The sequence below is a fragment of the Pseudomonas sp. MEJ086 genome (assembly GCF_030209025.1).
In the GTDB taxonomy this organism is placed as follows: Bacteria; Pseudomonadota; Gammaproteobacteria; order Pseudomonadales; family Pseudomonadaceae; genus Aquipseudomonas; species Aquipseudomonas fulva_A.
Window position 1 is genome coordinate 100827 of sequence record NZ_JARVSV010000041.1, and the last position, 12043, is coordinate 112869.

The 12043-nt window shown below is 63.7% G+C and carries 7 protein-coding genes; 6 read left to right on the forward strand and 1 reads right to left on the reverse strand.

Translation table 11 applies throughout. The features are described 5' to 3' along the window. Positions 1-1189: 1189 nt before the first annotated feature. On the forward strand, positions 1190-1417 hold the full coding sequence (locus QRN22_RS23880) for a DUF6316 family protein (RefSeq protein ID WP_042554017.1): 228 nt from the start codon (positions 1190-1192) through the stop codon (positions 1415-1417). Positions 1418-1486: 69 nt separating this feature from the next. On the opposite strand, the gene pap is transcribed toward QRN22_RS23880, so the two are convergent. After that, positions 1487-2980, reverse strand: a complete 1494-nt coding sequence (pap, locus tag QRN22_RS23885; RefSeq protein ID WP_042554016.1) for a polyphosphate:AMP phosphotransferase — start codon at positions 2978-2980, stop codon at positions 1487-1489. Between the two features lie 128 nt (positions 2981-3108). On the opposite strand from pap, the gene mnmC reads away from it, so the two are divergent. The 5 genes from mnmC (at position 3109) to QRN22_RS23910 (ending at position 11886) form a co-directional block, all read left to right on the forward strand. Continuing rightward, on the forward strand, positions 3109-5067 hold the full coding sequence (gene mnmC / locus QRN22_RS23890) for a bifunctional tRNA (5-methylaminomethyl-2-thiouridine)(34)-methyltransferase MnmC2/FAD-dependent 5-carboxymethylaminomethyl-2-thiouridine(34) oxidoreductase MnmC1 (protein ID WP_042554015.1): 1959 nt from the start codon (positions 3109-3111) through the stop codon (positions 5065-5067). 243 nt (positions 5068-5310) lie between these two features. Further along, positions 5311-5754 carry an REP-associated tyrosine transposase gene (locus tag QRN22_RS23895; protein ID WP_042554014.1) on the forward strand — a complete coding sequence of 148 codons (444 nt, stop codon included), beginning with the start codon at positions 5311-5313 and terminating at the stop codon, positions 5752-5754. 736 nt (positions 5755-6490) lie between these two features. Then, the gene (locus QRN22_RS23900) at positions 6491-8260 is read left to right on the forward strand and encodes an N-acetylglutaminylglutamine amidotransferase (protein ID WP_042554013.1); all 1770 of its coding nucleotides are present in this window, start codon (positions 6491-6493) and stop codon (positions 8258-8260) included. 133 nt (positions 8261-8393) lie between these two features. Further along, on the forward strand, positions 8394-10136 hold the full coding sequence (gene ngg / locus QRN22_RS23905; RefSeq protein WP_042554012.1) for an N-acetylglutaminylglutamine synthetase: 1743 nt from the start codon (positions 8394-8396) through the stop codon (positions 10134-10136). Positions 10137-10695: 559 nt separating this feature from the next. Continuing rightward, positions 10696-11886, forward strand: coding sequence for an osmoprotectant NAGGN system M42 family peptidase (locus QRN22_RS23910; protein WP_042554011.1), 1191 nt, complete (start codon positions 10696-10698; stop codon positions 11884-11886). Positions 11887-12043: the final 157 nt, after the last annotated feature.

Below are 12043 nucleotides of genomic sequence, written 5' to 3' on the forward strand. Positions count from 1 at the left end.
CTTGCGGGCGATCCGTCGTTCGGCACCCGATCTATCAGAATGGCCACCCTCGCTTCGCCCGCAAGCGGGCTCCTGCGGGGTGCGCGGCGGCGCGAATCGCTTCCGTGCGAAAGGCTGGAATGTCTCGAATTGGCTCGCGCCCTCAAGCTCAAAACACCACTCGACTTGCGGGCGATCCGTCGTTCGGCCACCGATCTATCAGAATGGCCGCCATCGCTTCGCCCGCAAGCGGGCTCCTACGGGATGCGCGGCGGCGCGAATCGCTTCCGTGCGAAAGGCTGGAATTTCTCGAATTGGCTCGCCCTCAACCCCAAAACACCACCCGATTGTAGGAGCCCGCTTGCGGGCGATCCGTCGTTCGGCCTCCCCGATCCATCAGAATGGCCACCATCGCTTCGCCCGCAAGCGGGCTCCTGCGGGGTGCACGGCGGCGCGAATCACTACCGTGCGAAAGGTTGGAATATCTCGAATCGGCTCGCGCCCTAAAGTCCAAAAAACCACCCGACTGTAGGAGCCCGCTTGCGGGCGATCCGTCGTTCAGCCCCCGATCTATCAGAATGGCCACCATCGCCTCGCCCGCAAGCGGGCTCCTACGGGGTGCGCGGCGGCGCGAATCACTTCCGTGCGGAAGGCTGGAATGTCTCGAATCGGCTAGCGCCCTCAAGTCCAAAAAATCACTCAATTGTAGGAGCCCGCTTGCGGGCGATCCGTCGTTCGGCCTCCCCGATCCATCAGAATGGCCACCCTCGCTTCGCCCGCAAGCGGGCTCCTACGGGATGCGCGGCGGCGCGAATCACTTCCGTGCGGAAGGCTGGAATGTCTCGAATTCGGCTCGCGCCCTCAAGCCCAAAACGCCACCCGACTGTAGGAGCCCGCTTGCGGGCGATCCGTCGTTCAGCCCCCGATCTATCAGAATGGCCACCATCGCCTCGCCCGCAAGCGGGCTCCTACGGGGTGCGCGGCGGCGCGAATCACTACCGTGCGAAAGGTTGGAATATCTCGATATCGGCTCACGCCCTCACCCCCAAAACGCCACTCGACTGTAGGAGCCCGCTTGCGGGCGATGGTTGATCCGCCCGGATCCATCGGCATGACCGCAGACAGCCAGACTGCACGTCCGGGCATCGCCAGCAGATTTTCCATCCGCTGATACACTGCATGGGAGATCAGTTCACAGGAGGTGACAGGCATGATGACTCAGCGTGCACAGGATACGACCCCGACCACCCATTTCCGCAGTGACCGGGTCACCACGATCAATGGTCGGTTCTTCTTCACGACGCGCGAAGGCACCCTCGAAGGCCCCTACTTTTCCCGGGATGAGGCCGAGCGCAGCATCCCTCGCTATATCGACCGCATGCTGCAGTCGCTGGCAATCATCGAGAGCCGCAACAGCGAGGGTGGCTTCAGGCCCTGACCCATCGGCCATCAACCCTGGGTATCGCTTCACTCAACGCCAGGCCAGGGGCCGCGGATATCGACGGCCTCAGCGCCCGTCCTTTTCGAAAGCAGCTTCCAGCGCATCATTGATGGTGCGCAGTACCTTTACACGGGCGAACTGCTTGTCGTTGGCTTCGACCAGCGTCCAAGGCGCCAGGCGAGTACTGGTGCGATCGACCATATCGCCCACCGCTTCGCGGTACTGCGGCCACTTCTCGCGGTTGCGCCAGTCTTCCTCGGTGATCTTGAAGCGCTTCACCGGATTGGCCTCGCGCTCGCGAAAACGCATCAGCTGGGTGTCGCCATCGATGGCAAGCCAGAACTTCACCAGCACCACGCCGGCATTACTGAGCTGCTCCTCGAAATCGTTGATCTCGCCATAGGCACGTAACCAGTCCGCCGGTTCGCAGAAGCCCTCGACCCGCTCCACCAATACCCGGCCGTACCAGGAACGATCGAACACGGTGAACTTGCCGCGCGCCGGAATGTGCCGCCAGAAACGCCAAAGATAAGGTTGCGCACGTTCCTCCTCGGTCGGCGCTGCCACCGGCACGATACGGTATTGCCGGGGGTCCAGCGCCGCGGCGACCCGGCGTATGGCTCCGCCCTTGCCAGCGGCATCGTTACCCTCGAACACCGCCACCAAGGCATGGCGGCGCATGCGTTTGTCGCGCATCAACAGTGACAGGCGTGCCTGTTCGCGGGTCAATTGCTCGCGATAGTCAGCTTTGCTCAGGTGCGCACTCATATCCAGGCTGTCGAGCAGACTGCGCTGGTCGGTTCGAGTCATCAACGGCGTGGCATGAGGCAGCGGCGCACGCTCACCCGTACCGCGCAGTGCGGCCTGCAACCCCTCGAGCAGAACGCGCCCAACAGTCAGGCTGCGGTAATTGGCGTCCGCCCCGGCGACGATGTACCAGGGCGAGTAATCGCGGCTGGTGCGCCGCAACAGATCTTCGCCAACACGTACGAACTTGTCGTAGGTCTTCGACTGCTGCCAGTCCAACGGGCTAAGGCGCCAGCTGTGCAACGGATCGTCCCGCAGGCTCTCGAGACGGCCCAGCATCTGTTTCTTGGAGAGGTGGAACCAGAATTTGAAGATCAACGTGCCTTCGTTGCAGAGCATCTGCTCCAGGCCGAGCGCGCCGTCGATGGCGCCATTGAGGTCGTCCTTCTTCAGGTCGCCGTGGACGCGGCCCTGCAGTATCTGGCTGTACCAGTTGCCGAAGAAGATACCGATCCGCCCCTTGGGCGGCAGTTGCCGCCAGTAGCGCCAGGCTGCCGGTCGGGCCATTTCTTCGTCGGTCTGCTGGTCGAAGGTGCTGACCTGGATCAGGCGCGGGTCCATCCACTCGTTGAGCAACTTGACCGTCTCGCCCTTGCCTGCGCCTTCGATGCCGTTGATCAGGATGATCACCGCCGAACGCCCCTGCTCGCGCAACGCATATTGCGCCTCGAGCAGCGCCTCGCGCAGCACCTGCTCTTCGGCGTCGAAAGTGGCCTTGTCGATGACGTGGTCGATCTCGGCGGATTCGAACATAAGCACCTCTTCCTGAACGGTATGCTCCAGACTAGGGGCCGTTGGCATTGCAGTGCAAGCCGCGTTGGCGCTCACGCTGCACATCGCCCCTGTTAGAATCGCCGCCCTGCCCGTTCAGGAACGCCGCCATGGCCGATCAACACGCACAACTCGACTGGGACGAACAGGGCCAGCCCTCGTCACGCCAATACGCCGACGTCTATTTCTCCCGGGAGAACGGCCTGGAAGAGACGCGCTACGTATTCCTCAGCAACAACGACCTGCCGCAACGCTTCGCTGCGCTGCAACCTGACGAGCAGCTGGTGATCGGCGAAACCGGGTTCGGCACCGGCATGAACTTTCTTTGCGCCTGGGAGCTGTTCGAGCAAATGGCCCCAAGCGGTGCACGGCTGCATTTCGTCAGTGTCGAAAAGCACCCGCTTACCCACGCCGACCTGCAGCGCGCGCTAGCGCTGTGGCCGTCGCTGCAGCGCTACAGCCAGCAACTGCTCGATGGATATGTCGGTATCAACACGGGCTTTCAGCGCCTGGTTTTCGACGCCGGTCGCGTGGTACTGACGCTGATGATCGGCGACGCGTTGGCCATGCTGCCGCAGCTCGATACTCGTGTCGACGCCTGGTTTCTCGACGGTTTCGCGCCCTCGAAGAACCCCGAGATGTGGACCCCCGACCTGTTCGCTCAACTGGCCCGGCTAAGCACCGCGCAAACCACGCTCGGCACCTTCACATCCACCGGCTACGTTCGCCGTGCGCTCAACGACGCGGGCTTCCAGATGAAGCGGGTTCCCGGCCTCGGCAAGAAATGGGAAGTCATGCGCGGCACCTTCGGCGGTGCAGCCAGCACCTTGAGCAAGCCGTGGTTCGCCCGCCCGGCCCATAGGCCACGCGAGCGCAGTGCATTGGTGATCGGCGCAGGGCTCGCCGGCTGCGCCACCGCCGCCAGCCTTGCCGCGCGGGGTTGGCAGGTGGAGCTGCTGGAACGCCATGCGACCATCGCTCAGGAAGCGTCCGGCAATCCACAGGGCGTGCTGTATCTCAAGCTCTCCGCCCATGGCACGGCACTGTCGCGGCTGATCGTCGACGGCTTCGGTTTCACCCGCCGGCTGCTCGAGCGTCTGCACAAGGGACAGGACTGGGACGACTGCGGCGTGCTGCAACTGGCTTTCGACGAGCGTGAAGCACAGCGCCAGGCCAAGCTTGCCGCCGCCTTTCCCGACACCTTGCTGACTCAGATCGATCGTGAGAAAGCCGAGCGCAAGGCGGGTGTCGGGCTGGCCAGCGGCGGGCTGTTCTACCCCGACGCCGGCTGGGTGCACCCGCCTGCGCTCTGCCAGCATCTGATCGCTCACTCAAAGGTGAACCTGCACGGTTGTCAACATGCCTTGCAGCTCAAACGCGTGGACGGTGAGTGGCAGGCCTGGAGCGGTGAGCGAATGATTGCCCGCGCAGCGGTTGTCGTGCTCTGCGGGGCTGCGGATATCACCCGCTTCGCACAGAGCGCGCAGTTGCCGCTCAAGCGCATCCGCGGGCAGATCAGCCGCCTGCCTGCGTCACCAACGAGCATCGCGTTGCGCACTGTGGTGTGCGCCGAAGGTTATGTGGCGCCGGTTCGCCAGGGCGAACATACCCTGGGCGCCAGCTTCAATTTCGACAGCGATGACCTGACGCCGAGTGGCGCCGAACACGCCAGCAATCTGGAGCTGCTGCGGGAGATATCCGGCGACCTCGCCGACCGCCTGCAAGTCGACGCGCTCGAGCCGGATACGCTGCAAGGTCGCGCGGCTTTTCGCTGCACCAGCCCGGACTATTTGCCTATCGTCGGGCCGCTCGCCGATCCTGTCGCCTTCGCCGAGGCCTACGCCGTACTGGCCCGTGACGCCCGCCAGGTGCCGCAGGTACCTTGCCCCTGGCAGGAAGGCTTGTACATCAACGGCGGTCACGGCTCCCGCGGGCTGATCACCGCACCGCTGTCCGGCGAGCTGATCGCCGCCTGGCTCAACGACGAACCGCTGCCAGTCCCCCAGGACATCGCCGAAGCCTGCCACCCCAACCGCTTCATGCTGCGGCAACTGATCCGCAAGGGCTGATATCTACCGATTGGTGCGCGGCGCGCCAACAGTTGCGGCCTTACCGCGATTCGGACGCTGCCCTTGCGATTCGCCGAGGGGGCGCGGTTCCTACCATGGCGATCGCAATACCGTATCCGTAGGAGCGTCGCCCCCGGCGCGAATGATCGTGGCTGTACCGCGGATCCCAGCTGTTCGCCAAAAACGAATGTTCCGATCGCTGAACTACACTAGCGAAACACGTAGATCCAAGGAGGGATTAATGTGAACGCCAATCACCGATTTGCCCATAGGCTTCGCTTGGGAAGGTGGTCAGCCCATGGCCAGGTTTACCTGATAACCACGGTGACTCTGAATAGAAAACCTGTCTTCGCTGACTTTCACCAAGCCAGGAAGCTGATCAACATAATCAAGCAGGACGCACTGGCGGGTACGCACACGACGTTAAGCTATGTGTTGATGCCTGATCATCTACATTGGCTCTTTCAGTTACGACAAGGAACCCTGTCACAGCTCGTTGGTAGAGTGAAGTCGCTGTCGTCGAGGCATATCGGTGAGCCAATCTGGCAAAAGGGTTTCCACGATCATGCAGTGCGCAGAGAGGACGATGTACTTCATGTTGCGCGTTACATCGTAGCCAATCCATTGCGCGCTGGATTGGTAAAGCGAATAGGCGATTATCCGCACTGGGATGCAATCTGGCTCTAGTGGGCCATACCGCAATTCGATTGCTCCCCTTGCGATTCGCCGCGAGGGCGCGGCTCCTACCACGGTGATCGCAATACCGTATCCGTAGGAGCGTCGCCCCCGGCGCGAATGTTCGTGGATGTGCCGCGATTTCAGCGTTGCCCTTGCTATTCACCGCGGGGGCGCGGCTCCTACCATGGTGATCGAGATACCGCATCCGTAGGAGCGTCGCCCCCGGCGCGAATGATCGTGGCCATACTGCGATTTCGGTGTTGCCCTTGCGATTCGCCGCGCGGGCGCGGCTCCTACCATGGCGATCGCAGCACCGCATCCGTAGGAGCGTCGCCCCCGGCGCGAATGATCGTGGCCATACTGCGATTTCGGTGTTGCCCTTGCGATTCGCCGCGCGGGCGCGGCTCCTACCATGGTGATCGCGATACCGCATCCGTAGGAGCGTCGCCCCCGGCGCGAATGATCGTGACCACGCCGCGATTTCGGCACTGCCGCCAGTACTGGCCGCAAGGAAGGATTCGCAAGCCGTACGCCACCCACCCCGTCATTTTATTGAACATTCCTGCGCCGAGGTGACTCGAAAAAGCTCGGGACCGCTGTGCTGCCGCAGGCATGCATCGGTCCCAGATGCTCGATTGTCTCCGGTGCGCGGTGACGCGCGCTGGAACTCAGAACCGGTACACAACTGGTACGGACTGACGCTAAGGAGGAACAGAGCCCAGGAAATACGAGGGCTTTATAGACTATGTGCGGAATAGCAGGCGAACTACGCTTCGATAACCAACCAGCCGACCTGGCTGCCGTTGAACGTATCACTCACCACCTCGCCCCGCGTGGCCCTGACGCCCATGGCTTCCATAGCCGCGGCCCCGTTGCGTTCGGTCATCGCCGGTTGAAGATCATGGATCTCGCCGAGGCTTCGGGCCAGCCGATGATCGATAACGATCTCGGCCTGTCGATGGTCTTCAACGGCGCCATCTACAACTACCCGGAATTGCGTGGCGAGCTGGAACAGCTTGGTTATCGCTTCTTCTCGGGCGGCGATACCGAAGTGCTGCTCAAGGGCTATCACGCCTGGGGCGCCGACCTGCTGCCCAAACTCAACGGGATGTTCGCCTTCGCGATCTGGGAACGCGACAGCCAACAGCTGTTCATCGCCCGCGACCGTCTTGGCGTGAAGCCGCTGTACCTGTCCAAGACCAAGGATCGTCTGCGATTCGCTTCCAGCCTGCCAGCGCTGCTGAAAGGCGGCGACATCGGCAAGACCCTCGACCCCATCGCACTCAACCACTACTTGAACTTCCACGCCGTGGTGCCAGCACCGCGCACCATTCTTGCCGGTGTCGAGAAGCTGCCACCCGCGACCTGGATGCGCATCGACGTCAATGGCAAGGTCGAGCAGAAGGTCTGGTGGACGCTGAACTACGGCCCGAACGCCGACGAAGCCAACTACGGTTTCGACGAGTGGCGCGATGCGGTACTCGACGGCATGCGCGAGGCGGTCTCGATCCGTCAGCGTGCGGCGGTCGATGTCGGCGTACTGCTTTCCGGCGGGGTCGACTCGAGCATGCTGGTCGGCCTGCTGCGTGAGGCCGGCGTCGAGAACCTGCTGACCTTTTCCATCGGTTTCCAGGATGCCGGTGGCGAGCGTGGCGACGAGTTCCAGTACTCGGACCTGATCGCCAAACGTTTCGAAACTCAGCATCACCAACTGCGCATCGGCGAGAACGAGATTCTCGATCAGTTGCCAGCCGCCTTCCGCGCCATGAGCGAGCCGATGGTCAGCCATGACTGCATCGCCTTCTACCTGCTCTCGCGGGAAGTGGCCAAGCACTGCAAGGTGGTGCAAAGCGGCCAGGGCGCTGACGAGCTGTTCGCCGGCTACCACTGGTACCCGCTGGTCGATGGTGCCGAAGACGCCTTCAGCGCCTATCGCAAAGCCTTCTTCGACCGCGAGCACGATGAATATGCCGCTTGCGTGCAACCCGCCTGGCTGACCGATGACGTGGCCGGTGAGTTCGTCCGCCAGCACTTCGCCCAGCCCGGTGCCGACGCGGCCGTGGACAAGGCGTTGCGCCTGGACAGCACGGTGATGCTGGTCGACGACCCGGTCAAGCGCGTCGACAACATGACCATGGCCTGGGGCCTCGAGGCCCGCACGCCGTTCCTGGACTACCGCCTGGCCGAATTGTCCGCGCGCATCCCCGGCCAGTACAAACTGCCAGAAGGCGGCAAGTACGTGCTCAAGGAAGCCGCACGCAAGGTCATCCCTTCCGAGGTCATCGACCGCAAGAAGGGTTACTTCCCGGTGCCGGGTCTCAAGCACCTGGAGGGCGCTACGCTCGGTTGGGTTCGCGATCTGCTGGTCGACCCGGCTCATGACCGCGGCATCTTCAACCCGCAGATGCTCGACCGCCTGCTGACCGACCCGCAAGGCCAGCTGACCCCGCTGCGCGGTTCGAAGTTGTGGCAGATGGCAGCACTCAACCTGTGGCTGAGCGAACAGGGGCTGTAAGCGAGGACGGGGGAGCCAGTGGCTCCCCCGCAACCCAACAGGAATGGCCGAATCCGCCTCGATGCGGATCAGCAGACAGGTCAACCGATCGCCGGCACATGCCGGACATGCGAAAGCAAAGGAACACTCTCCAATGCGAGCCACTGCCCACAATCAACGCCTCCTGCGAGGCCAATCCCCCTCCTACGAGCGCCTGCAGGCCCGCTTCGCCGAAGAACACGGCGACGGCATCAGCCAGCCGCAGATCGTGCATTGCGGATGGGGTCGACTGCTGATCGGGCACACCTTCCCGGATGCCTCGGTGCTGGCTGAAGAGCTGCTCAGCGAGCAGCCCGGCGAGCGCGACATCGCCCTTTACGTCGCGGCGCCACAGCAGGTGCTGTCGTATGCACCCCAACAGCTCTTTCTCGACCCGTCGGACACGCTGCGCCTGTGGTTCAGCGACTACCGTCAGGCCCGCCGCGGCTTTCGTGGCTTCCGCGTGCGGCGCGCGCAGACGCCAGCCGACTGGCAGGCGATCAACTGCCTGTACCAGACTCGGGGCATGCTGCCCATCGACACGGAAAAACTGACCCCCCGTCATCAGGGCGGCCCCGTCTACTGGCTGGCCGAAGATGAAGACAGCGGCGCGGTGATCGGCAGCGTGATGGGCCTCAATCACCAGAAGGCCTACCACGACCCGGAACTCGGCAGCAGCCTGTGGTGCCTGGCGGTGGACCCAGCCTGCAGCCGCCCAGGCGTTGGCGAAGTACTGGTGCGCCATCTTGTCGAGCACTTCATGAGCCGTGGCCTGAGCCACCTCGACCTGTCCGTGCTGCACGACAACGGCCAAGCCAAGAAGCTGTATGCCAAGCTGGGTTTCCGCGAGCTGCAGACCTTCAGCGTCAAACGCAAGAACGGCATCAACCAGACGCTGTTCCTCGGCCCCGGCCCGGACGACAACCTCAATCCTTACGCGCGCATCATCGTCGACGAAGCACGGCGCCGTGGCATCGATGCCCATATCGATGACGCCGAAGCCGGTCTCTTCACCCTCAGCCAGGGTGGACGCCGCATCCGCTGCCGTGAATCGCTGACCGACCTGACCAGCGCCGTGACCATGACCTTGTGCCAGGACAAGCGCCTGACCCACCGCACCCTCAGCCGTGCCGGTCTGAGCCTGCCAGCCCAGCGCCTGGCAGGCAGCGCGGAAGACAATGCGGCCTTTCTCGCCGAGCACGGCAGCCTGGTGGTCAAGCCGGTAGACGGCGAACAGGGCCAGGGCGTCGCCGTCGACCTGCGCACACCGGCCGACGTGCAAGCCGCCATCGAGCGCGCCCGCCCCTTCGACGAGCGTGTGCTGCTGGAGAGTTACCACGAAGGTTTCGACCTGCGCATCGTGGTGATCGGCTTCGAAGTGGTCGCCGCCGCGATACGCCGCCCGGCAGAAGTGCTGGGCGATGGCCGCCACACCATCGGCGAGCTGATCGACGCGCAGAGCCGTCGTCGTCAGGCTGCTACGGGTGGCGAAAGCCGCATCCCCAAGGATGCCGAAACCCTGCGCACCCTGCATGCCGCCGGCTTCGACTACGACAGCGTGCTGCCTCAGGGCAAGCGCATGGCCGTGCGCAAGACCGCCAACCTGCACACTGGCGGGATTCTCGAAGACGTCACCGGCATCCTCCATCCGACGCTCGCTGAAGCCGCGGTCAAGGCCGCTCGCGCCCTGGACATTCCCGTGGTAGGCCTCGACCTGTTGGTACCGGCAGCCGATCAGCCCGAGCACGTGTTCATCGAGGCCAACGAACGCGCCGGCCTCGCCAATCACGAGCCGCAGCCGACCGCCGAGCGATTCATCGACCTGCTGTTCCCGCTCAGCCATGGCGTAGGCGATTGAGTATGACAGGTGATTCCGGAAGTTCTTACTGGTTGCGGCATACCGCGTAGGAGCGTCGTCCCCGGCGCGAACAATGGCGGCCATACCGCAATGTCGGCGCTGCCAAAACGATTCGCCGCGGGGGCGCGGCTCCCACGAGGTGGTTGCATCACACTGTGTGTAGGAGCGTCGCCCCCGGCGCGAACGATCGCGGCCATACCGCAATGCCGGCGCTGGCCAAACGATTCGCCGCGGGGGCGCGGCTCCCACGGAGGTGGTTGCATCACGCCGTATGTAGGAGCGTCGCCCCCGGCGCGAACGATAGCGGCCATACCGCAATGTCGGCGCTGCCCAAACGATTCGCCGCGGGGGCGCGGCTCCCACGAGGCGGTTGCATCACCTCGTGCGTAGGAGCGTCGCCCCCGGCGCGAACGATCCCCAAAGCTCTTTGAAACCCTCACCGCTATAGCAGGTCAGCATGTAACAGAGACCTGATTCTTACCGTCCGTCGACAGGCGTCAAAGCATTCACCCAAGACTGACGCCGCTCGGCGGCCATCCCCGTCATAGATGGAGATCCCATGTCGCAAATTCCAGAACCCGACCTCGAGTACATGCAGAAAGTACTGCTGGAAATGCTCGCCATTCCCAGCCCAACCGGCTTCACCGACACCATCGTGCGCTACGTTGCCGAGCGCCTGACGGAAATCGGCATCCCTTTCGAGATGACCCGGCGCGGTACCATCCGCGGCACCCTCAAAGGCCGTCGCTACAGCCCGGACCGTGCGGTTTCCGTGCACCTCGACACCATTGGCGCCATGGTGCGCGAGATCAAGGACAACGGCCGCCTGTGCCTGACCGCCATCGGCTGCTGGTCGAGCCGCTTCGCCGAAGGTAGCCGCGTCAGCGTGTTCAGCGACCATGGCGTGCTGCGCGGCAGCGTGCTGCCCCTGCTGGCGTCCGGGCACGCCTTCAACACCGAAGTCGACCAGATGCCGATTTCCTGGGACCACGTCGAACTGCGCCTGGACGCCCTGGTCGCCAGCCGTGCCGACTGCGAAAGCCTTGGGGTTTCGGTTGGTGACTTCGTGGCCTTCGATCCGCTCCCCGAGTTCACCGAGAGTGGCCACATCAGTGCCCGCCATCTGGACGACAAGGCGGGTGTCGCAGCGCTGCTCGCCGCGCTCAAGGCCGTGGTCGAAAGTGGCCAGGAGCCGCATATCGACTGCCACCCGCTGTTCACCATCACCGAAGAAGTCGGCTCCGGCGCGGCCGCTGCACTGCCATGGGACGTCAGCGAATTCGTCGGTATCGACATCGCTCCGGTCGCCGCTGGCCAACGCTCCACCGAGCACACCGTCAGCGTGGCCATGCATGACTCCGGCGGCCCTTACGATTACCACCTGTCCCGACAACTGCTGCGCTTGGCCAGCGACAACGAGATCCCGGTACGCCGCGACCTGTTCCGCTACTACCACAGCGATGCCCAATCCGCGGTTACCGCCGGCCACGATATCCGCACCGCGCTGATCGCCTTCGGCTGCGACGCCACCCACGGCTACGAACGCACCCATATCGACAGCCTCGCCGCCCTCTCCCGCCTGCTGGGCGCCTACCTGCTCAGCCCACCGGTATTCGCCAGCGACGCACAACCGGAAAACGGCTCCCTGGAGCGCTTCAGCCACCAACTGGAACACGATGCGCAGATGGAAACGGACACCCGCGTGCCGACCGTCGATAGCTTGGTGGGCAATAGAGATAGAGAAAGCTAAGCCAGCGTAGGAGCCATGCCCTCGCGGCGAATCTCATCGGCAGCACAGATTGCGCAACACACCCACCATCGCATCGCCGGCAAGCCGGCTCCTACGTGATCGCGTTGATAGCTGAGCCCATGTAGGAGCTGGCTTGCCAGCGATTGGCGGCCATTCG